We start from the raw sequence: 26,539 nt of genomic DNA, 5'->3' as shown, positions 1-26,539 counted from the left end.
AATCGAAGTTCGTTATTGTCGCAAATAACCGAAGGTAGAGAAACCGCCAATCTCATGCCTTGCGGGGCCGCCACACTGAATTATCCTTTAACTGTCAGCAAACCAAGAGGAGGCAAGAAGATGATCCGGGTAATGATAGAACGCCAGATCGCCGATGACCTCGCGGTTCATTACGACCGCCTGTCTCGAGAGCTGCTTCAAAAGGCGATGCACGCTCCAGGATTTATTTCCGGCGAGGTACTTCGCAACATTGACGACCCCAACCACCGACTCACAATGGCAACCTACCGCAACATCAGCGATTGGCAACGATGGTATGGCAGCAGCGAGCGCCGGGAGATGATGGAAACGCTGTTTCCGCTGCTACAAACAGAGGAGCGCATCACGGTATTCGAGCACTGATGGCCAGCTTACCGGCTACCAACACTCAACCAGCAAGTGATCTCCTCGCGATCGTGATACAGGTGTTTAGCCTGCAGCTTCCACTCGAGCCCAGCGTCTCCAAGCGCACGTTCTATCCGCTCGAGACAGGACTGGGTTTCGGCAAAACGCTGTTTCATCGGCAGCTTCAAATTGAAGATCATGTCTCGCGCCCAGCCGTTAACGGCCCATTCAATGACCATAGCGGTAGTGCGAGCCGGTTTCTCCACCACGTCGCATACCATCCAATCCACAGGCTTGGGTGGCTGATAAATAAATGCATCCTCACGAAGATGCTCAACCTGCCCCGTTTCCATCAAATCCGTATTCATCGGCCCGTTGTCGATCGCTGTCACAAACATGCCTCGCTGGACAAGCTGCCATGTCCAGCCACCGGGAGCCGCCCCCAGATCCACCGCTCGCATTCCCGGCGCCAATGCTGAGTCCCAATACTTCCTGGGAATAAACCAATGCCAGGCTTCTTCAAGCTTTAATGTAGAGCGACTGGGTGCCGATGCAGGAAACTTAAGCCGAATAATGCCGCCCGGCTCTGGCGAACTGTTTCTAACTGGGGCAACACCCAACCACATCGATGTGCCACTGATAACAAAAAGATGCATTCGCCAGGCTGCCTTTTGCCCTCTCTTTAATAAAACGCCTGCCTGACGCAGTCGTGGTGCCAAAGCTGAGGCAAACTTGCGCCCGAACCCCTGTAATTCGCGCCCTTCAGTGGTATCAGCCGTTTCTATGACCAGCTCGGCACATTCGGGCAACGCCGCGGCCTGCTCCGAAACTGGGGTTAGTCGGTCCTTCGAATCAAGTCCTTCTAATTGAGGCATACATGCAAACCACTGGCGCGCATACACCAAACGCCGGAAACGCAGTGTTTCTACCAGTTCACATGCATTGGCGGGGGGCTGAACATGGAAAACCACGAAACCAGAATTGCGCTCGAGCGTCGGATACCCATAAAAGCCCTCTTGCGCCGCATACGCGGATATTTCGGAGGCACACTCTCCCTCGAAGCCACCGCGACAGAGAAGCAACAGGGTATTCGGTTCTTGCATAGCGCATAGCCTCTAGCAGTGGTTCGTGGACGAAATAAACGGCGCACTATAGCAGCCCGTCACTATTGCTCAATACTCGAAGCGAACAGTTCTAATACGAAAGGCCTACTTCGCGCCTTAAATAGCGGCTTGATCCATATCAAGCAAAACAATCTTTGTTTTTATATCAGCAAGTAAATAACGGTGCCTTTTCGTCTAAAAAGGCCGTCAAAAACATAATAACGCCCGATTACAGAAAACCTTATTTTCTTTATAAATCAGCACCTTATCCAACAAAAACCCCGGAAACAAGAATATTTTCGGGTTAAAAAAACGAGCATTTTACGGTGCGACAATGCGCCACACTGCACACCCACATCGCGTTGAAATAGATGGGGTATTACCAGATAATTGCCGGCGGAACTCTTCTTACTATTCCTAGCTTGTTGATGAGAGCCTGACATGAGCACTGCAACTGAACACCCGACTTACAATTATAAAGTCGTGCGCCAGTTCGCCATCATGGCGGTAATCTGGGGTATTGTCGGTATGGGCGTTGGCGTCCTTATCGCGGCCCAGTTAGTCTGGCCTGCACTGAACTTTGACCTTCCCTGGTTAAGCTACGGACGTATCCGTCCGTTACACACCAACGCGGTAATCTTCGCGTTCGGTGGTTGCGCCCTGTTTGCGACGTCATACTACGTCGTGCAGCGTACTTGTCAGACTCGTCTGTTCTCAGATGCTCTGGCTTCGTTCACATTCTGGGGATGGCAGCTGGTCATTCTGTCCGCAGCGATCACTCTGCCTCTCGGTATCACCTCTGCAAAAGAGTACGCCGAGCTGGAGTGGCCGATCGACATACTGATCACCCTGGTTTGGGTGGCCTATGCTGTCGTGTTCCTGGGCACCGTGAAGCTGCGCAAGACTTCGCACATCTATGTCGGCAACTGGTTCTACATGGCGTTTATCATCACGGTTGCCGTGCTGCATATCGTCAACAGCATGGAGATGCCGGTCACCCTGTGGAAGTCGTACTCTCTGTACCCGGGCACCGTTGATGCCATGGTTCAGTGGTGGTACGGCCATAACGCGGTAGGTTTCTTCCTGACTGCGGGCTTCCTGGGCATGATGTACTATTTCGTGCCGAAGCAGGCTGAGCGTCCGATCTACTCTTACCGCCTGTCAATCGTTCACTTCTGGGCGCTCATCGCGACCTATATGTGGGCTGGCGGTCACCACCTGCACTACTCTGCCCTTCCGGACTGGACCCAGTCTGTCGGCATGGTGATGTCACTGGTTCTGCTGGCACCGTCTTGGGGCGGCATGATCAACGGCATGATGACCCTGTCGGGCGCATGGCACAAACTGCGTACTGACCCGATCCTGCGCTTCCTGGTGGTATCTCTGTCCTTCTACGGCATGTCCACCTTCGAAGGCCCGATGATGTCTATCAAGACCGTCAACGCACTGTCTCACAACACTGACTGGACCGTAGGGCACGTACACGCTGGTGCTCTGGGCTGGGTTGCCATGATCTCGATCGGTGCAATCTACCACATGATCCCACGTCTGTTCGGCAAAGCTCAGATGTACTCTACTGCGCTGATCAACACTCACTTCTGGCTCGCTACCATCGGTACCGTTCTGTACATCTGCTCTATGTGGGTTAACGGTATCCTGCAGGGCCTGATGTGGCGTGCAGTCAACCAGGACGGCACCCTGACCTACAGCTTCGTTGAGGCGCTTGAGGCCAGCCATCCGGGTTACTTCGTCCGCTGGCTGGGCGGTGCCTTCTTCCTGACAGGTATGCTGCTGATGGCATACAACGTCTGGCAGACAGTCCGTGCCGGCAGCTCTGTTAAAGCAGCTGAGCCGTCAGCCCAGACTGCTTGATTGAGACGAGGAGCAGATAGCAATGATCAAACACGAAACGATTGAAAAGAACATAGGCCTCATGATCCTGCTGATCATTATCGTGATCAGCGGCGGTGGCCTGGCGGAAATCGTTCCCCTGTTCTTCCAGAGCTCGACAACTCAGCCGATCGAAGGCCTGCGCACCTACACCGCGCTGGAACTGGAAGGTCGTGATATCTATATCAAGGAAGGCTGCCACGTCTGCCACACTCAGATGATTCGCCCTTTCCGTGCTGAAACCGAGCGTTACGGCCACTACTCAACCGCCGACGAGCACGTCTGGGAGCATCCGTTCCTGTGGGGCTCCAAGCGTACCGGCCCGGACCTGGCTCGCGTAGGCGGCCGCTACTCCGACGACTGGCATCGCGCTCACCTGAACAACCCGCGTGACGTTGTACCTGAGTCCAAAATGCCCTCCTACCCCTGGCTGTTCAAGAACAAGCTGACCGGCAAGGACACCGAGGCCAAAATGGGAGCACTGCGCAAGCTGGGCGTTCCGTATACCGACGAAGATATCGCCGGTGCACGCGAGCAGGTAGCCGGCAAGTACGAGATCGATGCACTCGTCGCTTACCTGCAAGCACTCGGCAAGACACACAGTGTCTACACCAACAAGCGGTAACTATTCAGTGAGTTACGAAGTTTATGGCCCCTACCTGCCAGTCATAATGCTGATCACGTTCGTCGCCCTGTTCCTTTGGGTAGCGAGCCCCAAAAACAGCAAGAAATATGACGAGGCTGCACAAGCCCCCTTCGCAGACGAGGAGGGCGAGCAGCCGCCCAAGCAGGACAGCGACGCCAATAACGGGAGAAACGACAAATGAGTGCTTTCTGGAGCGCATGGGTATCAGTTATTACCCTAGCCGTAATTCTCGGTTGCACCTGGTTGCTGTTCGCAACCCGCAAGAGCGAGAAACATAAAGAGACGACCGAAGAGACTCTGGGACACGAGTTCGACGGTATAGAAGAGTACGACAACCCGCTGCCGAAATGGTGGTTCCAGATGTTCCTGGGCACCGTCATCTTTGGTCTGGGCTACCTGGCCCTCTACCCGGGCCTGGGTAACTTCCAGGGCCTGTTGGGCTGGAGCTCCCACGGCCAGTGGGAAGAAGAGATGGCACACGCTGAAGAGCAGTACCGTCCGGTCTTCCAGAAGTATGCGGCCCTGTCCATTGAACAGCTGCAGTCAGAAGAAGACGGCCTGAAAATGGGTCAGCGTATGTTCTCCAACAACTGTGCGGTATGTCACGGCTCTGCAGGGACCGGCGCCTATGGCTTCCCGAACCTGACCGACAACGACTGGCTGTACGGCGGCGAACCTCAGACCCTGATCACCACCATCGCCAACGGCCGTAACGGCGGTATGCCGGCATGGGGCCAGGTGTTGGGTGAAGATGGCGTGCGCGACGTAACAAGCTACGTTCTGTCTTTGAGCGGCGCTGCTGACAGCCTGGACGGCGACGCAGTCGCACGCGGCCAGAGCCAGTTCCAGGCACTGTGTGCTGCATGCCACGGTGCTGATGGCAAAGGTACTCAAGCTCTGGGTGCTCCGAACCTCACCGACAACACTTGGTTGTACGGCGGCAGTTTTGAGCAGGTTGCACACAGCATCCGCAACGGTCGCGCAGGCGTGATGCCAGCCCATAAAGATCTGCTCTCCGACGAGAAGATCCACCTGATTGCTGCTTACGTGTACAGCTTGTCACAGAAGTAAGCCCAGGTCTTAGCACTTCAAAAAGGCGATGCGACGAAAGTCACATCGCCTTTTTTGTTGCCCTCTGTCATATGCAATCCCGCCACCGAAGGGATATCATTCTTGGGTGCGCACTCAAAAGATGCCCGAGCAAACGCTCATGCTGCCGATCAATGATCAGAGCGAAATCGGCCTACTGGCATCCCCCCCCAATTACACTGTAATATGCGCAACATCTAATAGACCTAAAGTTATCAGGTCTTTATTTATTCACTCGTGGTGGTACGGCATGAATCAGATACCGGTGAAAGACTTAACGCCCAAAAAAAGCTCAGGCGAGAAGGAAAACTTCGACCTTTACGCCAAGCGTGAGCACATTTACGTCAAGTACTACAAAGGGCTGTTCAAGAACCTTCGCATCATATCGGGCGCGATGATGCTGATTATGTTCTACGGTTTTTCATGGCTTCAGTGGGATGGACGCCAAGCGGTATTGTTCGATCTGCCAAACCGACAGTTCCACGTGTTCGGACTCACATTCTGGCCTCAGGATTTCATGCTCCTCTCTTGGCTTCTGATCATTCTCGCTTTCACCCTGTTCTTCGTTACCGTCTTCGCTGGGCGACTCTGGTGCGGCTATGCCTGCCCTCAGTTTGTGTGGACCTGGCTTTTCATCTGGGCTGAGAGGGTTACAGAAGGCGACCGGAATAAACGCATGAAGCTGGACAAAAGCCCGATGAACAGCGAGAAGGCGCTTAGAAAAAGCGCCAAACACCTGTTATGGCTATTAATCGCAGCGGCAAGTGCGATTGCGTTTGTCGGCTACTTTTCACCGATTCGGGAGTTGGTGCCCCACGTTCTAGCCTTTAATCTGGGCCCCTGGGAGACTTGGTGGCTGGCGTTTTTCACCGTTGCCACCTATGGCAACGCGGGCTGGCTGCGAGAGCAGGTCTGTATCTACATGTGCCCTTACGCCCGTTTCCAGAGCGTCATGTTCGATCAGGACACACTGGTCATCTCCTATGACGAAAAAAGGGGCGAACAGAGAGGCAGCCGCAAAAAAGACGCTGACTACAAAGCGCAAGGGCTCGGTGACTGCATCGACTGTGGCAACTGCGTCCACGTCTGCCCTGTTGGTATCGATATTCGAGATGGACTGCAGTACGAGTGCGTTGCCTGCGGCGCCTGCGTAGACGCCTGTGACGACATCATGGATCGGATGGGTTACGAACGCGGCCTGGTCCGCTACACCACCGAGCACTCGTTGGAAGGAAAGACGACCCATCTTTTCCGCCCTCGCCTTATCGGATATTTCATCGCGCTAATTGCGATGTTTGTCGCGTTCGCCTACACCCTGTATAGCCGCGTCCCGCTGGAAGTGGACATCATTCGTGACCGCGGACAACTCTATACCACCACACCGGACGGAATGATCGAGAACGTGTACACCCTCAAGCTCGCCAACAAAGAGCAGCAAGGACATGAGTACCGAATCACACTGAGCGGTCCAGACGGTCTGACTCTCGAAACCGCCAACGTGGTTTCAATCGCAGCTGGAGAGCTACTCGACTATCCGGTGAGGGCTCAAATGGACCCTGCCGACATCGAGCTGCCGAACTATGACATCCAGTTTACAGTCGAAGCACTGGATAACCCCTCTATCACCGTGACCGAAGACAACCGCTTCATCGGCCCTACTCCGACACGTTAGTAGAGTCCAAGTCCTATTTGAATTAGTTTAGAATGGCGGCCGGGTCAATCCCGGCCGCTGTGCATAGAGGTATTTCATGAGTGAACAAAGCCAATCTCCCTGGTACAAACAAACCTGGCTCTGGTTTGTACTCGCACCGCTCATCGCTGTGATGATATACGCACCTTTCTTCATCTATCTGGCCATAACAACCGCCGATGGAGTGGTAAAGGACGATTACTACAAAGTCGCACGAGGCTTTAACACCGACCACTCACGTGAACAGGAAGCCCAGCGTCTGGGAATCCACGGCAGTCTGCTCATAGATAGCGTCACCGGCGATGTCCGGCTGCAGATCAAAAGTAATGAGAAGCTGCCCGACTCGCTTCATCTTAGCCTGATCCACCCGACGCACGAGAAATATGACCAAGTCATAACCATGAAGGCGGTCGACGGCCAAGGACTCTATGGCAGCAGCCTGCAGGCCGATCTCGTCGGCAAGCGTTATGCAATTCTGGAACCTCTCGATAAAGCGTGGCAGTTAAGGCTAGAAATCGAGCCGCCTTACGAACAAAGCAGCTTCGCATTGGGCAACGCATCCTGAGAACCTCGGCTGAATGAATTCCTGCGTCGATTCTGATACTCGCACACCCTGCTATCACTGCGGATTGCCGGTGCCCCCCGGCAGTCAGTTCTTCACCCGGGTCGATAATGAAGAGCGCCAGATGTGCTGCCCCGGTTGTCTTGCCGTCGCACAAACCATCGTCGATGGAGGGCTGGATAATTTTTATCGCCACCGGGACAAGCAGAACGTCAAGAATGAGCGCGTTCGCAAAGAGAATGAAGAACAGCGTGCATTGGAGCTCAGGCTCTTCGATGACGAAGAGGTTCAGCAGAGCTTCGTTCGAAAAACCGAAGCGTCCAACCGCGAAGCACTACTGGTCATTGAGGGAATTACCTGCGCAGCTTGCGTTTGGCTGCTTGAGCATCATCTGAAAAAGCAACCGGGAGTCGTGGACGCCAGCGTTAACCTGACAACGCACCGTGCACGGCTGACTTGGGACGACTCCCAGACCAAACTGAGCGCACAGCTTGCCGAGATTGACCGCATTGGCTATCAGGCCCACCCCTACCAGCCCAATAGCGAAGAAACACTGCTGGCGAAGGAGAGAAAGCGCGCTATCAGACGCTTAGGCGTTGCCGGTGTCGGCACCATGCAAGTCATGATGCTCGCGGCAGCCCTTTATGCCGGTGATATCAGTGCGTCCATGGACAGCAGTATAGTGGGCTTCATTCGCTGGGCATCCTTTGTCCTGGCAACCCCGGTGGCCCTGTACTCTGCCCGCCCTTTCTATGATGCCGCCCTGCGGGATTTGCGAACGCGTCAACTTAGCATGGATGTGCCAGTTTCCCTGGCTATTCTAGCGGCTTATTTCGCAAGCGCCTGGGCCACCCTCTCCGGTAGTGGCGAGGTGTATTTCGACTCGGTCACCATGTTTACGTTCTTCTTGCTCGTCGGCCGTTTCATGGAGATGCAGGCCCGGCATCGAACCGGGCGCGCAGGCAATGCACTGCTGAACCTGTTGCCCAATAGCGCGATCCGACTAGTGGACGGCGCTGAGCAATTAATACCGGCCAGCCAACTCCGACAAGGCGACCGGGTACTGGTCAAGCCCGGCCATACTATTCCCGCCGACGGCATCGTCAGAAAGGGTCGCACCTCTGTCGATGAGTCCGCGCTAACCGGTGAATATCTTCCGCTCTCCCGATCCGTTGATGACACGGTTGTCGGTGGCACCCAAAACGTTGAGCACGCAATCGAAATCGAGGTAACCGAAACCGGTGGAGACTCCCGTCTCTCGACTATCGTACGGATGCTGGACAGGGCCCAGGCTGAAAAGCCGGCAGTCGCTCGTATTGCCGACCGGGTATCCCGCTACTTTGTCGGTGCGACGCTTGTCACGGCTGCCATTGTGGCCTCCAGCTGGGCGTTCATCGATCCTCAAAACGCCTTCTGGATTACACTATCGGTACTTGTGGTGACCTGCCCCTGCGCACTGTCGCTGGCAACGCCTACCGCACTGACGACAGCAACGGGTACGCTTCGCACCCACGGCCTGCTGATCAGCAGAGGCCATGTACTCGAAAGCTTCGCCACGGCCACCCATGTTGTATTCGACAAGACAGGCACCCTCACTGAAGGAAATCTTCAGATCCAGGAAACCGTGCCTCTCATTAACGAATCCAAACGCACACTTCTGGCACTGGGAGCCGCATTGGAGTCAGCCTCGGAACATCCCATCGCGCGCGCTTTCACACCCTATACAAGCCAGCGGGCCGATTCGGTCACCAACCACCTTGGCCAAGGCCTTGAAGGGATTATCGATGGCCGGACATACCGCATTGGCAAACCTGATTTTGCGATCGCCATTACTGGCGAGACCAAAGAGCCAACGCCGCCCAACATGAATGGTCTTTGGCTGCTACTGTGCAGTGAACACTCCCCCCTGTGCTGGTTCAGACTGGATGATCAGATCCGCCCCGAAGCCGCCACGGCGATTAATGCCCTCTCCGCCCTGGGCTTGCACAGCGTCATGCTCACAGGCGATAACTCAGGGTCTGCCGAAACAGTTGCGCAGTCGCTGGGCATCGATCAGCTTTATAAAGGCGTATCGCCCGAGCAGAAACTGGAGATATTGAACCGTCTCGCAAGCGAAGGCGCAGAAGTTATCATGGTTGGAGATGGCATCAATGACATCCCAGCGCTTGCCGGCGCTCGCGTCTCAGTCGCCATGGCCGGAGCGACAGATCTCGCCAAGACCAATGCCGATGCAGTGCTGATCGCCAATGACCTCACCCGATTAGTCGATGCGGTACGACTGGCTCGCAAGACCCGGATAATCATACGCGAGAATCTGGCCTGGGCAGCCCTTTATAACCTGTTAGCGCTTCCGCTTGCTGCAACCGGGTTTATAGCCCCCTACATGGCAGCAATCGGGATGTCAGCCAGTTCGCTGGTGGTGGTCGGCAACGCACTGCGTCTGAGCCGCCGCCCAAAAAGCCGCAGCTAACTCCACGAATTCAGGAAGTTCTCCATGAGCATTGTCTATCTGCTGATCCCCATAGCGATCATTCTCGCAAGCATCGCCGTATGGGCTTTTTTCTGGAGTGTAAACTCAGGCCAATATGACGACCTCGAATCACCGGCCCACAGCATTCTCTACGACGATGACGAGGACTTGATCCCACAGGACGCTAAAGCAAAGCCTGACGAAAAGCCGTCACAAGACAGCAACGCAAACACTCATGACTGAGCCGATTGCGTTTTCCACGGCCATCCTGCTTGGACTGCTAGGCGCCACTCACTGCGTGGGCATGTGTGGCGGCCTTGCGGCCAGCGTCAGCATGGGCGCCCCCGGCAGTCAGCGCGGGTTCTGGCTGATACTTGCATATAATATTGGCCGAATCTCCAGCTACGCTGCAGCCGGCGCCCTGATTGGGCTGGTCGGATTTCAGCTCAAAAACTCCGGCGCCGGCATCGCACTTCGCACACTCGCAGGCGTGCTACTGATCGCAATGGGGCTCTATGTCGCTCAGTGGTGGCAAGTACTGACCCGTCTGGAACAGGCCGGCGGATTATTATGGCGCCACCTTCGCCCAATAGCAGCGCGCTTCCTGCCAGCTGACACTCTGCCACGCGCGCTGACTCTCGGCATATTGTGGGGCTGGCTACCCTGCGGGCTGGTGTACAGCACCCTGCTCTGGTCATCGGCCGCAGGCCACTGGCTTGATAGCGCGCTACTGATGATCGGCTTTGGCATCGGTACACTCCCTGCGATGCTCACCACTGGACTGCTCGCTCAACAGGTACGAGCGCTGATGCAGAAGCAGGGGCTCCGTCGGGGAGCTGGCATCTTGATTATACTCTTTGGTCTCTACACCCTGCCGCTTGCCTCAGTGGTCGACAGCCTTTGACACCGATCAAGCAGCACACATAGCGGACTGGTATACTAACGCCGGCGTAAAATCTGAACGAGGATATAACAAACGTGAGCAGTTCCAACCGAATTCAGTGGGATATCGACCTGATCCGACGTTACGATCTGTCCGGTCCCCGTTATACCTCGTACCCGACCGCATTGCAGTTCGACCCAGAACTGTCAGCTGCTGCACTGGTCGATCGCGCCCAAGGCAGTACGATCAAGGAAAGCCCCCTTTCACTCTACGTGCACATCCCGTTTTGCGAGCACGTTTGCTACTACTGCGCGTGCAACAAGGTTATTACACGCCGGCGCGACAAGGCCCAACCTTATCTGGATGTTCTCTACCGTGAAATGGAGCAGCTATCAAACTGGTACAGTTCAGATCGCCAGGTTAACCAGCTGCACTGGGGAGGCGGCACCCCCACATTCATTGCCGACGACCAGATGCGGGAATTGATGGGCGAGCTGCGCCGCAATTTTAATCTCCGGGATGATGATCAAGGCGACTACTCAATCGAGATCGACCCGCGAGAAGCGCAGGACACAACGCTGGCAGTTCTGCGTGAAATTGGCTTTAACCGGGTAAGCCTTGGGGTACAAGACCTGGACGCCAAAGTTCAGGAAGCGGTAAACCGGATTCAGCCGATCGAACAGACACGCCGCGTACTGGAAACATCACGTGAACTTGGCTTCAAATCGATCAATATGGATCTGATCTACGGCCTGCCGCATCAAACACTGAGTGGTTTCAACGCGACACTGGAAACCGTAATCGGTATGTCGCCTGATCGCCTGTCAGTGTTCAACTATGCTCACCTGCCCGATCGTTTCCGCTCACAGCGTCACATAAAGGCAGAGGACCTCCCCTCGCCGGAAACCAAACTCCAGATATTGCAGAGTACCATCGAGCGCTTGCTTGATGCCGGTTACGTCTACATCGGTATGGATCACTTCGCCAAACCCGATGACGAACTGGCACTGGCACAGGCCAATGGCCAGCTGCATCGCAACTTCCAGGGTTACACCACACATTCTGACTGCGATCTTGTGGCAATGGGTGTATCGGCCATCAGCCAGATTGGCGACGTTTACTATCAGAATGAGCACGACATCAACGCCTATACGCAAGCCGTCGAAGATCATCGACACGCCATTCGTCGTGGTGTGACATTAAATCAGGACGACCACATTCGACGCAGCGTGATCACACAACTGATCTGCCACTTTGAATTGGTACCCAGCCGAATCGCCCAGCAATACGCTATCGATTTCGAACAGTACTTCAAGGCTGAACTTGACGACCTGAAGACCTTCACGGCCGACGGCCTTGTGGAGATTGAGCATGACCTTATCCGTGTAACGCCGGCAGGAAGACTGCTCATCAGACGTATCTGCATGGCATTCGATGCCTACATTCCGCGCGAACAGGCTACGGCGCGTTATTCACGCATCATTTAAGGGTGCACTTCAACGCCATTGCTAAATGTTACATAATGCAGGGCGTAGCCTGATTCAACCCAACGCAATAAAGGGACAATCCCATGGGTGACCATAAATGTGAGGGCAAACTGCGCAGCCTGCAGCAGGTACATTGCAGCACCTGCAGCCTCAGCTCGCTCTGCTTGCCGGTTTCACTGAACATGACGGAAATGGAACGGCTCGATGACATTATCGAGAAAAGCCGCCCACTCAAGAAAGGTGAACATCTGTTTCATCAGGGTGAGGCATTTTCTTCGGTTTATGCGGTGCGCGCCGGAACGATAAAAAGCTACACCTTGACCAATGAAGGTGAAGAGCAGATCACCGGCTTCTACTTCCCTGGCGAGCTGGTTGGCATGAGCGGCGTCGATGGGGTGACCTATCCGGTATCGGCCAAGGTCCTGGAAACGACGACCGTATGCGAAATACCCTTTGAACGTCTGGACGATCTGGCAGGCCAAATGCCGGAACTGCGTCGTCAGATGCTTCGCACCATGAGCAAAGAGCTTCGTGACGACCAGCAGATGATGATGCTGCTGTCGAAGAAAAACGCCGAACAGCGCGTTGCGACCTTCCTGATCAAGCTGTCGACCCGTTTCCGAGCCCGCGGCTACTCTGCCTCGCAGTTCAGACTGTCGATGTCGCGTAACGAAATCGGCAACTATCTAGGACTTGCAGTCGAAACAGTCAGCCGTATCTTCACCCGTTTTCAGGCGATGTCTCTAATTCGCGTCGACGGGAAGGAGATCGAGCTACTGAGTTTGCCGGATCTTTATGACCTCGCAGGTGAATGCAATCCATTCGAAACAGCAGAAAACAGCTCTCAGCAAGGCTAATAGATCCGACGTTTGAGCATAAAAAAGGCGCTTATCCCGAGGGGTAAGCGCCAGAATAGTTGCACAATGAAGTAGCCATCTCAATGTGTAACCCAACGATTGTTATTAAACACCCACTGCTCGCGTGACACATTGAGTTAGATCAATAGCATGAGCGCAATGCTATCAGGCACCGCCCTCAAGCCGCAAAAACGAGAATTCACAGAGCCCAGGAGCCCAACCCGATGTCCTACGACGAGTTTTACGTCAAGTCAGTCATCCGCTCTTTGCCCGATTGGCCGGAGCCCGGCGTGATCTTCCGGGATGTAACCCCAATTTTCAAAGACCCCCGCGCTACACGCATGGTGGCTGACGCGTTCATCCAGCGATATATTAATAGCGAGATTTCCCATATCGCCTGTATCGATGCACGTGGATTCCTTTTCGGCTCCATACTGGCCCATCAGCTCAATCTGCCACTTGTACTGGTGCGTAAAAAAGGCAAGCTGCCTGGCGATACCATTCATCAGGAATATCAACTGGAATATGGCAGCGCCGCTGTTGAGATGCAGACAGACTCGGTCGGCCAGGGCGACAAGGTGCTGATTTTCGATGACCTGATCGCAACCGGCGGCACAATCCTCGCCGCCTGTACACTGATCAAAAAGCTTGGCGCCGAAGTCATTGAAGCGGCCGCCCTGATCGATCTGCCTGACCTGCAGGGATCCGCCCGCATTCAGGAAGCCGGTGTGCCGGTTTACACGCTTATCGCATACGAAGGCGTTTAACCCCGGCCGACTGGGGCCGGAAAGCTTGCATCCCGGCCCCATGCCCACAATAATGCGCGCCTCTACACTCATGCCCGTCCTGCCGGGCAACGAACAGGAGGTGCGATGCTCTGGTTTAAAAACGCTGTCTGGTACCGATTCACACCGGATACAGATTTCGATGCACAGCGGCTTGAACAGGCCCTTGAGAGCAAACCTTTCACTCCCTGCAACAGACACGAGCAAAAACGCTCTGGCTGGACAACCCCGACCTACGGGCTAACCGACTCGCCGGTGTTTGTCAGCAATGGCTTTATGTTGATCTGCCTACAGCAGGAGGAGCGCATTCTTCCGGGCAGCGTTGTACGCGATGCGCTCAACGAGAAAGTCGAAAAGATTGAGCAGGAAGAGGACCGTAAGGTCTATCGCAGCGAACGCGCACAGCTAAAGGATGAAGTCACCTTCGAATTACTGCCCCGCGCGTTCACACGCCGACGCCCTACACATGCACTCATATCGCCGGAGCAGGGTTGGATTCTGGTGGACGCCTCCTCTCTGAACCGTGCCGAACAGCTGCTGTCAGAACTCCGCGAGGCTTTGGGCTCGCTGAAGGTCCGCCTGCCCGAGGTCAATCATGCACCCAGCGACAGAATGTCTGGATGGGTTATGGGCGATCCAGAGTTGCCCGCAGGCTTCGAGCTGGAGCAAGAGTGCGAACTTAAGGACACGCTTGCTGACGAAAGCGGCGTCATCCGGGTGAAAGGCCAGATCCTGACCAGCGACGAGATTCGTGCCCATATCGAGAGCGGCATGAGAGTCAGCCGACTGGCGCTGTGCTGGGAGCAACAGATTCGCCTGGTGCTGCATGACGATCTGACGCTGCATCGCATAAAACTGACCGATGAATACCGCGACCAGCTGGAAGAGCAAGCTCCGGAAGAGGAGCTAGCGGCCCTTGATGCGGATGTCACCCAACTCGGGCTGGAGTTCACGCGTTTAATCCCGCAGGTACTTGCCGCCTTCGATGGCGAACAGGAGCGTTAAAGGGCATGTACACCGTTTACGAGATGTTCTACACCCTCCAGGGCGAGGGCGCCCAAACCGGGCGCGCCGCCGTCTTCTGCCGCTTTAGCGGCTGTAACCTCTGGTCGGGTCGAGAACAAGACCGTAGCGGTGCGATCTGCGACTTCTGTGACACGCAGTTCGTCGGCACCGACGGGCAGCGTGGCGGCAAATTCAAGGATGCTAATAGCCTCGCAGCAGTCATCGCCTCACTTTGGCCAGCCGGAGCAAGTGGGCGGCCTTACGTCGTATGTACCGGTGGAGAACCCGCGCTACAACTGGACGCACCGCTTGTCGACGCCCTCCACGCACACGGATTCGAAATCGCCATCGAGACGAATGGAACCAAACCGCTACCTGAAGGAATCGACTGGATTTGTGTCAGCCCAAAAGCTGGAACAGAACTCGTTGTCACTCAGGGTAATGAACTGAAACTGGTATATCCCCAGCCGTTGGCACCACCAGAACGATTCAACACCCTGCCCTTCGATCACTTTTTCCTGCAGCCGATGGACGGCCCCATGCAAGGCAGCTATACCGCCCGCTGTATCGAATACTGCATGGCTCACCCTCAGTGGAGACTTAGCCTACAAACGCACAAAATAATCGGTATCGACTAGCCCGTCTGACAAGAGCGGGTTCGGTATGACAGGTTCGCGCCAATCATGATCAAGGCGGCTGGTATCTGCATCAGTACGCCGTAGATCAGCACAATCGCAGACATTTCGACACTGCCCAGCAGCCCGCTGCTGATCATCAGCGCCGTACCCGCGTTTTGGATACCCACCTCAATAGCCAGCGTTTTTTGCCCGCCAATAGAGAGCCCTCCCCAACGGCCCAGCAGGATGCCGGCGACCATCGCTATAATGACCAGCGTCAGCACAGCCGGCGCATACAGCGACAGCAAAGTGGGCAACCGATCCCAGTTGGCCCGAACAATACCCGCAACAATCAGCACAAACCCCAGCACCGCACAGGCCTTAACCAAAGGCTGAAAACGCTGACAGCCTTGCGGAAAACGCTCACGCAGCGCCAACCCAAACAACACCGGTATTACCGTAACGGTTGCAAGCTTGATAATCGACGGCAGCAAGGGGAACTCATTTAGCTGCTCAGACAAGCCAAACCAAACCAGCGCCCAGGTTGTCAGAACAGGCAGAGTAAAGGGCGTCACGAGGCTCGTTAGGGCTGTCAGGCTGACCGACAGCGCTGTATCACCTTTGGCGACCAGTGTGATCATGTTGGAGGTGACGCCACCCGGTGCAAAGGTCACGATCATGAGACCTGCTGCAACCAGCGGAGGAAGTGAAAAAAGCGTGCAGACCAGACTTCCAAGAAACGGCAGGAGAAGCAGTTGACCTGCTACACCCAGCAGCAGTCCGCGCGGTGCGCTAAACACTCGCCTGAAATCATCAACGCGCAATGTGATGCCGATGCCCAGCATCATGAGAAAAAGAGCGGCCGGCAAAATGACCTGACTCAGTGAGGAAGCTTCCATTCGTCAGCGTGTCCATTCTAGTTATCCGAACGAGAATACATCCAGAATCCCAAAGCTTCTACCCGGAATCCGGCAACCCGAAAAAAAATGGGCAGAAAGGCGTATGGAATGCCCGCCTTTTCGAGGTTCGCTTAGCGCAAAAGTTTGTTCACAAAAGATACACTTCAGTAACCACGGGGGATTGCAGCCACTACCCACATCTCTTGTGGATAAAACTGTGCAAACTGCCACAAAACACCCCCGAATGTCCCGCGATGCCGACACCTAAGACGAATTGGCTATTTTTTAACCAGTTGTTTTTACGCCTTTATTTTCAATTGGTTAGGTATCGTCAAGTGGTTTTTTACGGCCTCAAAAGTAGATTTCAGAGCCATTTAGGAATGACATTGTTTTGTCACCTTTCCGACATCCAAACGCGCAAACACAAATCAAGGGTTGTCAATATCCAAATGTTTCATTTTTGTAACAAACCAACCCGCTTCACGCGTTCTGGCCACCCCAAGCCTTGCACTGTAAACTTCGTCCAGGCCAAGCAGTTTGAATGGACACTATTGATGCAGGAACAGTTAGATCAGCGCCGAAAGGCGGCCGAGCGAGTGACTTTGATCGGATCAGTCGTCGACACGGTTTTGGGCACCCTCAAGATCGTCATCGGGATATTCGCAAACTCTGCGGCACTGGTTGCTGACGGCCTTCATTCCTTTTCAGATCTTCTGACCGACTTCATGGTGATTGTCGTACTGCGGCTCTCCCACCAGGCCCCGGATAAAAACCATCCCTGGGGGCATGGACGTTTTGAGACTGTCGGCACGGTCGCATTGGGCGTGATTCTTATTGCAGTAGGTGGGCTCATGGCCTATGAAAGCATTTTACGCCTATTTGCAGACACTCGCCCCCCACTTCCTACCTGGCCTGCTCTAGTCGCAGCAGCCGCCTCCATACTTGGGAAAGAGTGGATATTCCAATACACCTTGCGTGTAGGTAAGAAACTGAAATCAGACCTGATCATTGCGAATGCATGGCATAGCCGCTCCGATGCATTGTCCTCTGTAGTGGTACTCATCGCGGTTGCCGGTGCAATGATGGGTGTTTGGTGGCTCGACGCTCTCGCCGCGGTCATTGTGGCACTACTGGTCGGTAAAATCGGATGGGACCTGGTCGCCCGCAGCATAACCGAACTTGTAGATACCGCGCTTCCGGAAGAAAGGGTCAAGGAGCTCCGCAAGACAGTGCTTGCAGTTGAGGGCATCCAAAGCGTACATAGTTTTAAAAGTCGTGCGATGGGCAACCAAAGCATGCTAGAGATGCACCTCCAGGTAGATCCACACCTTAGCGCCGCTGAAGGACACTACATCGGTGATGCGGCTGTTTTCAGGCTTAAAGAACGGTTCGATGACATAGGACATGTGATTTTTCATGTGGATACCTATGATGATCAGGTCTATCCGGATGAAAGCCTTCCTGCCATGCCATCTCGCGCGGAGATTACCCGCCATGTGGACGCCGTCATTAGTCGTGAGCTGGGCGAATGTCCTGAATACGAGTTGACGCTGTACTACCATCCGGAATATACAGACATTGAGATCAAGGCTTCAGACGAGCTTCAGCAAATCCTGCGGCAACGCGGCATGGCGGCGTCCGAATTCGAAGGCCGCATGACCGATCAACTCACCGGCCAGGATTGGTTCCGTCGACTCAAGATCTGGTTACCCACCGGTTAGCCCACGCGCGCCCATTGCATCCGTGTTGTTAGTATGTGACAGGAAGTTCTCCGATGAAGTATAACGAGACGCCCAACCAAGCCGCCGACTTTCTTCGCCAGGCCGTACCGCTTATGGTACGCAACCGGATTCCTCCAAACCCTTTGAACTACGCGCTTTGGTACGCCTATGTTTCCAACAAGGTACCGGAGCTGAATACCGCTCTCGACTCAACCCTGAAAACCTATGGTACCTGCCCCAATCTCTTAAGCGAGCAGCTGTTTCGCCAGCATCTGGTTGATGATGAGTCGAAAGACTCACAAGAGATACATAACGGGCTGGTGAATCTGGTCAACACCTTGCACGAACAGACCTCGGCTGCGTGCGAGCAAACTGATAGTTATTCCGCAGCACTGAGAGAGAGCCTTGAGGCACTGTCCGAGTTAAATGAGACCGAAGCCGACCCTTTGCCACTGGAGTCGATCATTAGAACACTCTCGCTCAAAACAGAAGCCATCAATGATGCGACTCGGCTGTTTCAACAACAGATCGACTCTGCTCAGTCCGAGATTGCAGCGTTAAGGCAGGAGCTGCAGCAAACTCGTCAGGATGCGAGTCTCGATGTACTGACTGGCCTGTTCAACCGCCGGGTATTCGATACGGAGCTTGAGCAACTGGTTCAACTCGGCGATCAGCAGAACCTCTGTTTGATCATGCTTGATGTGGACCATTTCAAACGTTTTAACGACACCTATGGTCACCTGATGGGCGACAAGGTGCTGCAGTATGTCGGTCGACTTCTCAAGGAAGAGTGTACTGAGCCTTTGATTCCGGTGCGTTTTGGTGGCGAAGAATTTGCCATTCTCGGCCCCGGTTTCAGCATCGAGCAGGCGGTTGACGTTGCTGAACGACTCCGCAAACGGGTTGAAGCGATCAGGATCAGACAGAAAAGCTCGGGGTCCGTCATAAGCTCGATTACAGCCTCTTTTGGAACCGCAAGCTTCACTGCCGGTGACAGCAGTGCGAGCCTGATCGAACGCGCTGACAAGGCGCTTTATCAAGCCAAGCAAGATGGGCGTAACCGCGTAAGCTCAGGATCCTGAGGGAATCCGGAGCTTACGCGCTCATACGACGACATTGTTCACGCAGGTGTTAATTACCGACGCGTCGGCTCTCGCATTGTGACAAACTCTTCTGCTGCCGTCGGATGTATACCGATGGTGCTATCAAAGACCACCTTGGTCGCACCGGCTTTCAGCGCCACCGCAATTCCCTGAATGATTTCGCCCGCCTCGGCACCCACCATATGGACACCGACAACCCGATCGGTCGCAGTATCGACGATCATCTTCATCAGGGTGCGCTCATCGCTCCCGCTGATCGTATGCTTGAGCGCACGAAACTCGGATCGGTACACTGCAATGTCAGTGTAACGCTCCCTCGCCTGCTCTTCGCTCAAGCCTACTGTACCGATATTGGGCTGGCAGAAGACCGCCGTCGGAATCAGCTCATAATCCACATCGGCGCTTCCTTCATCATACAGATTACGCACAAGCGCCATCGCTTCGGCCAACGCGACAGGAGTCAGCTGAACCCGATCAATTACATCACCAATGGCGTAGATCGACGGTACACTGCTCTGGAACTGATCATTCACCATGATCGCCCCGGAATCCGCAAGCTCGACGCCGGCCTCTTCTAGGCCCAACCCCTGAGTCTTGGGCTTGCGACCGGTGGCATAAAGAATCTGATCGGCCTCCAGGGTCGAACCGTCAGTCAGCGTCGCAACCAGTGAGCCATCCGCCTGTTTCGATACACTTTCGATATTTGTATGCAGGCAGAGGTCGACACCTTTCTTGGATATCTCCTGAGCGACGAACTCACGCACCTCATTATCAAAGCCACGCAAAATCATGTCACCGCGATAAATAAGATGGGTCTTGGCACCCAACCCGGCGAAGATTCCGGCAAACTCGACGGCGATGTAGCCACCGCCCACGACGATGACCCGCTGGGGGAACTGTTCAAGATCAAAAACCTCATTTGAGGTAATAACATGTTCGCTGCCGGGAAACTCGGGGACGAACGGCCAGCCACCGGTCGCGATCAGGATTCGCCTCGCGCTGTAAACCTTTCCTGCTACCTCAACCCGATTTGAATCGACAACTGTGGCTTTACCATCGATGATGTCGCAGCCGGAATTACGCAGCAGATTACCGTATATGCCATTTAACCGTCCGATCTCGGCCTTTTTGTTATCGCGCAAAGTCGCCCAGTTGAACACCGGCTCGCTGGTTTCAAGCCCGAACCCTTTTGCCTCATGTATCGACTCAGCATAATGCGATGCATAGACATACAGCTTTTTTGGTACACACCCGACATTCACACAGGTACCGCCCAGGTAAAGATCCTCTGCGATGGCAACTTTTACCCCTTTAGCAGCAGCCATTCGCCCGGCCCGCACACCACCGGATCCGGCCCCTACTACAAACAGATCGTAATCAAAATCAGTCACGCGAAATCTCCTGAATACAGTGACAGCTGTCCTCTATGATGCCCCAAACCTTACCTTCTTCGCTGTCGTAAAAGCCAATTGATCGACTAAAAGCGCCGAATTGAGAAAATCTATCATATTCAGAGACATACCCCGGCGCATTTTTGCTAGTATCGCCAGTCAGCTGGACTAATACCGGGAGTATCTTGCTTGTGATCAAAGTCGTCTCATTCAACACCAATGGAATTCGCGCCCGCCAACACCAACTAGAAGCATTGGTAGAGCGCCATTCACCGGACGTCATCGGCATTCAGGAAAGTAAGGTAGCAGACGATCAGTTCCCGCTCGAGGCGATGCAGGCTCTTGGCTATCATGCCGAATTCTTCGGTCAGAAGACGCACTATGGAGTGTGCCTGCTTTCGAAAAAAGAGCCGCTGTCCGTTCAGAAAGGATTTCTTGGCGACGCTGATGATGCTCAGCGCAGGCTGATTATTGGTGAATACGAGAGCGATTCAGGCCAGCGATTTAAAGTCATTAACGGCTACTTCCCACAGGGCGAAAACATCGCGCACGAAATAAAATTCCCGGCCAAACGGAAGTTTTATGCGGATCTCCTTGATCATCTGCAACACCAATGCGCGGCTTCCGAACCGTTGGTGGTGATGGGCGACCTGAATATCTCACCGACGGATCTCGATATCGGTATCGGCGAGGTAAACCGCAAACGCTGGCTGAAAACCGGTAAAACCAGCTTCCAGCCGGTAGAGCGGGAGTGGCTGCAAAAAATGTGCGATTGGGGCTTGATCGATACGTTCCGTTACTGCCACCCGGCGTGTGACAACCTGTTCAGCTGGTTTGACTATCGAAGCCGTGGTTTCGAGGACGATCCCAAAAGAGGCCTGCGAATCGACGCGATCATGGCAACCCAACCCCTGATTGATCGCTGCACGGATGCGGGAATCGACTACGAGATACGCGCAATGGAGAAGCCGTCTGACCACGCGCCGATCTGGGCGACATTCGATATCTGACGTCTGTGGTGAAGCCTGATCAAAGATCCGGCTTCACCACCATCAAGTCACAATGCACCCGATCCAGTAGCCTCTCAGCACTGCTGCCCACCAGTAAGCGCTCAAGAAGTCCCCGCTGCACATTCCCAATTATCAGCAAATCGATTCGCAACTCCTCGCATAAGCGTGGAACTTCCTGATGCAACTCACCTTCCAGCAGATGCAATTCGGCAGCTCCTAGCTCCTTCTGCCAGGGCTCAAGGAAGGATTCGAGTCGGGCCCGATGCTCTCGGGTCACATCTTCCTGCATGTGCTCAAAGTCTGCTATTCGATGCTCATCGAACACCGCCGACTGGGGCAAGGCGGTGTAGGTATGCAGCACATGCAACTCCCCTTCCAGCTCCCGAACCAGACGATGCGCCATACCGAAGAGTCTGCCATCCAGTGAAGCAGGCTCATTGCGAGGATGGAAAGGATCCAGTGCAACAGCAATGCGAGGATGCTCCGGCCATGGACGGTCCCGACTCAGCAGTAACGGAACCGGGCTTTCGCGCAGCACCTTCCAGTCTTCAGGTGCCAGCAGATGATGCAGTAACGCCGGCTGTGTTGATACGGGGTACACCAGCAGATCGGCATTGAATCGCTCGCACTTTCGCAAAAGCGCAGCGGCACGATTTTCATCCCATGAAACATCGGTGCCCACACGCGACTCATCCATGCGGATTCGTCCGGCCAGATGATCAAGACGCGCTTCACACTGGGTCATATAGGCATGCCGCGAGCGTCGTTCAGCCTCTTCACTGAACACTCCAGCTGAGCGTATCAGCGGCTGAAACGCGACACAGTAAAGCTCCAGATGCCCCTCCAACGCAGCGAGTCTGGCCGCCTTCTCAACCATCAGTAGATGCTCGGTATCGTCATCGATATTGACCAGCAACTTGCGGAACATAAGCGCACTCCTCGGTGAAGGACCTTTTTAGCATAGTGCGAATTGGTGATCCAAACCCAATGAAAATCTTGGCCCAGCGCAATCTTATTTGCTATATTAGATTTATCTAATATTCTAGAGAGGGCAACTTCATGAACCTTCATTCCGCACTTCGCCTATTGGCGGGCTCTGTCATTCTAATCAGCATGACTATCGGCTACGCAGTACACCCCTGGGGGTATTATCTCACCGCATTTGTCGGGCTTAATTTGTTGCAGTCAGCTTTCACCAACTGGTGCCCTGCCATGAGTCTGTTCCGCGCATTAGGCCTCAAGGAGCAACGCTGCAGCAAAGGCATGAGCGTTCATCAGGGCGTACATCTAATCGCCGGCGTACTCGTATTGGCCACACTCGGTGCGGTATTCATTGCAAGCGCACCGCAACAGATTCTGGTAATTACGGCTTTGATCGGCCTGAGCCTCGTACAATCCTCTTTTACCGGCTGGTGCCCGGCAATATTCATGTCAAAAATGCTCGGTTTCCACCGTCCGGACGTTAAAGGCTAAATAGCGTGAAAATAGCCGGCGGTCCGCATGCGCGTCCGCCGCTGTTCATGGTAGTATTCCGGCAGAACTTTCTGGGATTGTACTGCCGTTGTTCAGACTGCTTCGTCTCTATCTACCGTTGCTTCTGTTACTGCTCCCCTGGGTTGCAGCCCCCTCTCTACGCTCGTTAGACCCGGTTTTATTGAAGCTTGTCAGCAGCCTGCCCTTGCTGATATCGGCAACGGCGTTCATGCTCGCAGCAGGTTTTAAACGTGGCCGCATAGCACTGGCTTCCTGCCATGTGGGGCTGTCGGCATATATCCTGGTTAAGGCGGTATCAAGCGGGCTGGATCGTCCCGACACCTACGTCCTTTTCACGCTAACATCGCTGGCAATCCCCGCGATACATGCCTGGATACTGATCCAGCGCGACACGTCTCCGCTGTGTCGAAAGGGCATCGCCAAACTGGCTGTAACCCTCGCCCCGTCCTGCGCCCTGCTATTCATGTGGAGTAGGCCCGGACTGCTTGGGCAATGGATGCCGGAACTGAGCCCAACACTACTCGAAACACTGGGAGAACACTCTCTGCTGAGTATTGGCAGTCTCTGGCTGTTCGCCCCTGTTCTGGGCCTTAGCCTGCTATTGACCCTGACCCGCCGCACCGCCGACGAAATAGCCCTTTTTGGCGCACTCGCGGCCCAAATGCTCGCCATTAGCCTCCTAAAGCAGCCTCACCTCAGCACGCCATTACTGATCGCGGCGCCCGCTTTGCTGATATTTGCCGTCATCAGTCATATCTATGCCATGGCCTTTGTCGACAGCCTGACTGGCGTGCCCGCCCGGCGCGCGCTCGAGCACAAACTGGCAGGACTCGGGCGCCAATATGGCATCGCCATGCTGGATATCGATCACTTCAAAAAATTCAACGACACGTACGGTCACGATGTGGGCGATCAGGTCTTGAGAATGGTCGCCACTCAGCTTCGCAAGGTTCAGGCCGGTGGCAGCCTGTTCCGTTACGGTGGTGAAGAGTTCACGATCGTTTTCAACGGGCGCAAAGAGGAAGAGGTTGTTGCCGCGCTGGACGAGGTTCGTCAACGTGTTGAACATTACCCGATGCGCGTACGCTCTCCTCAGCGGCCACGCAGTAACCGACAGGGCAAACAGTCCCGCGAGGGGCAGGCTCAGGAGTCGGAACAGGTCACTGTCACGATCAGCATCGGCGTCGCCTGGCGTGACACAGATGAGCAACCGAGCGTGGTCATCAAGCGCGCCGACAAAGCCCTGTATAAAGCCAAGGGCGCTGGGCGTAACCGTGTCATGACCGACGGCCCGGATCCACGCCGACAGCGCCGAACACGTTCCGGCGCCGCCGCCTGAAGTCAGAACCCGTAGCGAACCCTGAACCAGAGGTTGCTGCCCTCTTCGAACTGACTAAAGAAGGTGTGCTTTTGCTCACCGCCGAACAGGTTGGCACCAGCGCTCAGCGTCCAGTTGTCATCCACACGATAACTCGCTGACGGGCGCAGATAGTAATCCTCATCGGTCGGCGACCAGTAGTTGAACCAGGATAGCGTGAGATTGTCACGCATCAGCTTCCAGGTCAGTCTCATGGTTACAACCTGGCGAACCTCGTCGGGCCGGTAACTTGAAGGATAACTTTGCTTGAACGCGTCATAATCCTGCATCCACTCAATGTAATACTGCATAGCGCCTGTAAGCCGGGGCACAAGCTCGTGCTCATATCCCGCGAGCCAGCGCACCTGATCGTTGGGAATCAGCGGGTCGCTACCATCGCTGTCCTTACCGTCGTACCAGGCAAATTCAGTATTGGCGATCCCCCCTGCCAGAGGCGCCCTTACACTGGCGCCATACACATCCAGACGCGGAAAAATCAGGTGTCCATTACTATCAAGCCCCACAGGCTGCTTCCAAAAGCCTCGATAACCGTATAGCGCCCACTCAAGACTGCCCTGACGCCCATAGAGGCGCGCAGCGAGCTCTCCATCCTCAGGAAATGCGTTCGGCTCATCAGCGTTCAAAACGCCCCCAGGGGCCGCCATCTGCTGCCCGCTCAACTGAGAAAAGTAGCTAAAGCGCTCGCCATCGATATATCGATCAGACTCGAACAGTGGCGTCCAGATCAGATCCAGGCTGACGTTCTGCGCATACAGGCTACCTTTGATACTGGCCGCCGGCGCCTTGAGGTAGGTTTCATCACGGCCGGAGAAAAACGATTTCCAGTCCTTGGGAAACAGGTCGTTCAGAAACAGCATATCGCCTGTTCCCCAGGTCGATACCTGCTGACCGGCCTGAATATCGATCCAGTCAACCGGGGTAAACTGTACCGTCGCTTCACGCAGATCAAGCTGCAATCCATCCTCGACACCGTCGGCATACAGATCACCCTTGAGGCTGTAGTTCGCAGAGCCAAGCGCCTTCTCCCACTCCAGATGGCCGCGTATCTCCGTCAGGGTTTTGTCTTCAGACATTGCCGGGTCATTTTGCAAGCGTGCGCCAGCGGCGGCCTCAAAGAAGCCGTGAATGGCTGGCCCTGTTTCCTGTTCGCCCCAGGAGTCATCTCCCCAGGGATCCGGCTCCGCACTGCTATCCTCCGTCGCCGCCTGCACCGACAGACTTATACTCAGCGCCAGCAGCGTACTTAGTCCTCGCTTCATTGCGGTCTCCGTAACCATTCACGCGGCAATGTGCGCAACGAACGTTCAGTAAACAGATCGTCAGGAATGCCGATGTCATACTTCATAAACCCAAACTCCATCGTGGTCTCGCCGCCATTCTTCAGATCGGATACCCGACTTTTGACCACGGTTGGAAAGCCCTGGATCTCTTCTACTTCCAACGCTTCAACACGCCTGTAGGGCGAATCCCCGTTGCTGAAGTAGTCAATCCTCACCGGCAACATTGAGGCCTTGTCGATCCAGAGCTCATAGCGGCTGAACTCGACACTTTGCGGGTCTTTAGGGCTAGCCTTGAGGTGGTATTGCTCCGCCGTCGTCTCCAGCAGCTCAAACGCATCCTCGGCCGGGTTACGTCCCGAGACATCTTCGTAGAAGAAGTGCGAACCGACAAAGCTGGTGCGCTTGTCGCCAGCCGATATACGTTTGACAAGATCAAGATCTGGTAGATACAACCAACGGTCATCGTCTCTATCGACATGTTTGGCAACCATAAATACGGTATTACGCACATCGGCTGGCCGGCTGAACGCCACGTAAAAATGCTGATCGCCACCATCGGCCACATCCTTACGAAGAATGGTGAACTGACGTAACTGTTCGCGCCCCTGATCGTCGCGAATGAGCATTCTCACTTCGCTGCGTCCGTCATCGCCCTGGTAATACGCGGCGAGATTCGCCTGATCCACTATTGTCTGGACATCGGTCAGATCGGCAGCGCCAGCCTGAGCCCCCCAAAGGACACCCACAGCCAACATGGAAACCGCCTTAAGTACGCGCTTGCTTGACGTGATCATA

General features: G+C 54.8%; 26 protein-coding genes. 20 read left to right on the top strand and 6 right to left on the bottom strand.

The window, feature by feature from the left end:
- The first annotated feature begins 120 nt into the window (after window positions 1-120).
- Window positions 121-402: an antibiotic biosynthesis monooxygenase family protein gene (locus ADIMK_RS16380; RefSeq protein ID WP_036190399.1), complete on the top strand. Its 282-nt coding sequence runs from the start codon at window positions 121-123 to the stop codon at window positions 400-402.
- 8 nt (window positions 403-410) lie between these two features.
- Here ADIMK_RS16380 and rlmM read toward each other — a convergent pair whose 3' ends face one another.
- Window positions 411-1,487, bottom strand: coding sequence for a 23S rRNA (cytidine(2498)-2'-O)-methyltransferase RlmM (gene rlmM / locus ADIMK_RS16375; protein ID WP_036190397.1), 1,077 nt, complete (start codon window positions 1,485-1,487; stop codon window positions 411-413).
- A gap of 441 nt (window positions 1,488-1,928) precedes the next feature.
- Between rlmM and ccoN the strand changes: the two genes are divergently transcribed.
- The 14 genes from ccoN to queE all read left to right on the top strand — a co-directional run bounded on the left by ccoN (window position 1,929) and on the right by queE (window position 15,489).
- Entirely contained in the window at window positions 1,929-3,359 is a 1,431-nt protein-coding gene (gene ccoN / locus ADIMK_RS16370; RefSeq protein WP_036190394.1) for a cytochrome-c oxidase, cbb3-type subunit I, read from the top strand.
- A gap of 22 nt (window positions 3,360-3,381) precedes the next feature.
- On the top strand, window positions 3,382-4,002 hold the full coding sequence (gene ccoO / locus ADIMK_RS16365) for a cytochrome-c oxidase, cbb3-type subunit II (protein ID WP_036190392.1): 621 nt from the start codon (window positions 3,382-3,384) through the stop codon (window positions 4,000-4,002).
- Window positions 4,003-4,009: 7 nt separating this feature from the next.
- Window positions 4,010-4,204, top strand: a complete 195-nt coding sequence (locus ADIMK_RS16360) for a cbb3-type cytochrome oxidase subunit 3 (RefSeq protein ID WP_036190389.1) — start codon at window positions 4,010-4,012, stop codon at window positions 4,202-4,204.
- On the top strand, window positions 4,201-5,094 hold the full coding sequence (gene ccoP / locus ADIMK_RS16355) for a cytochrome-c oxidase, cbb3-type subunit III (RefSeq protein ID WP_036190386.1): 894 nt from the start codon (window positions 4,201-4,203) through the stop codon (window positions 5,092-5,094). The genes ADIMK_RS16360 and ccoP overlap by 4 nt, the downstream gene beginning before the upstream one ends.
- A gap of 268 nt (window positions 5,095-5,362) precedes the next feature.
- Complete coding sequence (gene ccoG, locus ADIMK_RS16350) at window positions 5,363-6,784, top strand: cytochrome c oxidase accessory protein CcoG (RefSeq protein WP_036190380.1); 1,422 nt, start codon at window positions 5,363-5,365, stop codon at window positions 6,782-6,784.
- Between the two features lie 76 nt (window positions 6,785-6,860).
- The gene (locus ADIMK_RS16345; RefSeq protein ID WP_036190378.1) at window positions 6,861-7,367 is read left to right on the top strand and encodes a FixH family protein; all 507 of its coding nucleotides are present in this window, start codon (window positions 6,861-6,863) and stop codon (window positions 7,365-7,367) included.
- A gap of 13 nt (window positions 7,368-7,380) precedes the next feature.
- Window positions 7,381-9,834 (top strand): heavy metal translocating P-type ATPase, encoded by a 2,454-nt coding sequence (locus ADIMK_RS16340; protein WP_036190377.1) that lies wholly within the window; start codon window positions 7,381-7,383, stop codon window positions 9,832-9,834.
- A gap of 24 nt (window positions 9,835-9,858) precedes the next feature.
- On the top strand, window positions 9,859-10,077 hold the full coding sequence (gene ccoS / locus ADIMK_RS16335; RefSeq protein WP_036190375.1) for a cbb3-type cytochrome oxidase assembly protein CcoS: 219 nt from the start codon (window positions 9,859-9,861) through the stop codon (window positions 10,075-10,077).
- On the top strand, window positions 10,070-10,738 hold the full coding sequence (locus ADIMK_RS16330) for a sulfite exporter TauE/SafE family protein (RefSeq protein WP_036190373.1): 669 nt from the start codon (window positions 10,070-10,072) through the stop codon (window positions 10,736-10,738). Before ccoS ends, ADIMK_RS16330 begins: the two co-directional genes overlap by 8 nt.
- A gap of 74 nt (window positions 10,739-10,812) precedes the next feature.
- On the top strand, window positions 10,813-12,204 hold the full coding sequence (hemN, locus tag ADIMK_RS16325; RefSeq protein WP_036190369.1) for an oxygen-independent coproporphyrinogen III oxidase: 1,392 nt from the start codon (window positions 10,813-10,815) through the stop codon (window positions 12,202-12,204).
- Between the two features lie 83 nt (window positions 12,205-12,287).
- The gene (gene fnr, locus ADIMK_RS16320) at window positions 12,288-13,061 is read left to right on the top strand and encodes a fumarate/nitrate reduction transcriptional regulator Fnr (protein WP_036190367.1); all 774 of its coding nucleotides are present in this window, start codon (window positions 12,288-12,290) and stop codon (window positions 13,059-13,061) included.
- A gap of 224 nt (window positions 13,062-13,285) precedes the next feature.
- Window positions 13,286-13,828 carry an adenine phosphoribosyltransferase gene (locus tag ADIMK_RS16315; protein WP_036190365.1) on the top strand — a complete coding sequence of 181 codons (543 nt, stop codon included), beginning with the start codon at window positions 13,286-13,288 and terminating at the stop codon, window positions 13,826-13,828.
- A 105-nt stretch (window positions 13,829-13,933) separates the two neighbouring features.
- Complete coding sequence (locus ADIMK_RS16310; RefSeq protein WP_036190363.1) at window positions 13,934-14,851, top strand: recombination-associated protein RdgC; 918 nt, start codon at window positions 13,934-13,936, stop codon at window positions 14,849-14,851.
- Window positions 14,852-14,856: 5 nt separating this feature from the next.
- Window positions 14,857-15,489: a 7-carboxy-7-deazaguanine synthase gene (queE, locus tag ADIMK_RS16305; protein WP_036190361.1), complete on the top strand. Its 633-nt coding sequence runs from the start codon at window positions 14,857-14,859 to the stop codon at window positions 15,487-15,489.
- On the opposite strand, the gene ADIMK_RS16300 is transcribed toward queE, so the two are convergent.
- The gene (locus ADIMK_RS16300; protein WP_051693029.1) at window positions 15,486-16,367 is read right to left on the bottom strand and encodes a bile acid:sodium symporter family protein; all 882 of its coding nucleotides are present in this window, start codon (window positions 16,365-16,367) and stop codon (window positions 15,486-15,488) included. The two genes, queE and ADIMK_RS16300, sit on opposite strands and share 4 nt — an antisense overlap.
- Window positions 16,368-16,621: 254 nt before the next feature.
- Here ADIMK_RS16300 and ADIMK_RS16295 point away from each other — a divergent pair, with 254 nt between their 5' ends.
- Window positions 16,622-18,088 (top strand): cation diffusion facilitator family transporter, encoded by a 1,467-nt coding sequence (locus ADIMK_RS16295; RefSeq protein WP_231517067.1) that lies wholly within the window; start codon window positions 16,622-16,624, stop codon window positions 18,086-18,088.
- Between the two features lie 53 nt (window positions 18,089-18,141).
- Window positions 18,142-19,170, top strand: coding sequence for a GGDEF domain-containing protein (locus tag ADIMK_RS16290; protein ID WP_036190357.1), 1,029 nt, complete (start codon window positions 18,142-18,144; stop codon window positions 19,168-19,170).
- A 53-nt stretch (window positions 19,171-19,223) separates the two neighbouring features.
- On the opposite strand, the gene gorA is transcribed toward ADIMK_RS16290, so the two are convergent.
- Window positions 19,224-20,582, bottom strand: a complete 1,359-nt coding sequence (gorA, locus tag ADIMK_RS16285; RefSeq protein ID WP_036190352.1) for a glutathione-disulfide reductase — start codon at window positions 20,580-20,582, stop codon at window positions 19,224-19,226.
- Window positions 20,583-20,776: 194 nt separating this feature from the next.
- On the opposite strand from gorA, the gene xthA reads away from it, so the two are divergent.
- On the top strand, window positions 20,777-21,592 hold the full coding sequence (gene xthA, locus ADIMK_RS16280) for an exodeoxyribonuclease III (protein WP_036190551.1): 816 nt from the start codon (window positions 20,777-20,779) through the stop codon (window positions 21,590-21,592).
- Window positions 21,593-21,611: 19 nt separating this feature from the next.
- Here the strand turns inward: xthA and ADIMK_RS16275 are convergent, their stop codons facing one another.
- The gene (locus ADIMK_RS16275) at window positions 21,612-22,520 is read right to left on the bottom strand and encodes a universal stress protein (RefSeq protein ID WP_036190349.1); all 909 of its coding nucleotides are present in this window, start codon (window positions 22,518-22,520) and stop codon (window positions 21,612-21,614) included.
- A 131-nt stretch (window positions 22,521-22,651) separates the two neighbouring features.
- On the opposite strand from ADIMK_RS16275, the gene ADIMK_RS16270 reads away from it, so the two are divergent.
- Both ADIMK_RS16270 and ADIMK_RS21465 read left to right on the top strand, forming a co-directional pair.
- Window positions 22,652-23,065 (top strand): YgaP family membrane protein, encoded by a 414-nt coding sequence (locus ADIMK_RS16270; RefSeq protein ID WP_036190347.1) that lies wholly within the window; start codon window positions 22,652-22,654, stop codon window positions 23,063-23,065.
- An 88-nt stretch (window positions 23,066-23,153) separates the two neighbouring features.
- Window positions 23,154-24,425 (top strand): GGDEF domain-containing protein, encoded by a 1,272-nt coding sequence (locus tag ADIMK_RS21465; protein ID WP_156042959.1) that lies wholly within the window; start codon window positions 23,154-23,156, stop codon window positions 24,423-24,425.
- A 2-nt stretch (window positions 24,426-24,427) separates the two neighbouring features.
- On the opposite strand, the gene ADIMK_RS16260 is transcribed toward ADIMK_RS21465, so the two are convergent.
- Together ADIMK_RS16260 and ADIMK_RS16255 are read right to left on the bottom strand one after the other, a co-directional pair.
- Window positions 24,428-25,723 carry a hypothetical protein gene (locus tag ADIMK_RS16260; protein ID WP_036190345.1) on the bottom strand — a complete coding sequence of 432 codons (1,296 nt, stop codon included), beginning with the start codon at window positions 25,721-25,723 and terminating at the stop codon, window positions 24,428-24,430.
- Window positions 25,720-26,538 carry an outer membrane lipoprotein-sorting protein gene (locus tag ADIMK_RS16255; RefSeq protein WP_081849826.1) on the bottom strand — a complete coding sequence of 273 codons (819 nt, stop codon included), beginning with the start codon at window positions 26,536-26,538 and terminating at the stop codon, window positions 25,720-25,722. The genes ADIMK_RS16260 and ADIMK_RS16255 overlap by 4 nt, the downstream gene beginning before the upstream one ends.
- Window position 26,539: the final 1 nt, after the last annotated feature.

This window comes from Marinobacterium lacunae, from assembly GCF_000705555.1.
Taxonomy (GTDB): Bacteria; Pseudomonadota; Gammaproteobacteria; order Pseudomonadales; family Balneatricaceae; genus Marinobacterium_D; species Marinobacterium_D lacunae.
Note: the sequence above shows the minus strand (reverse complement) of the source record. Positions and strands in the feature narration are given on the sequence as shown.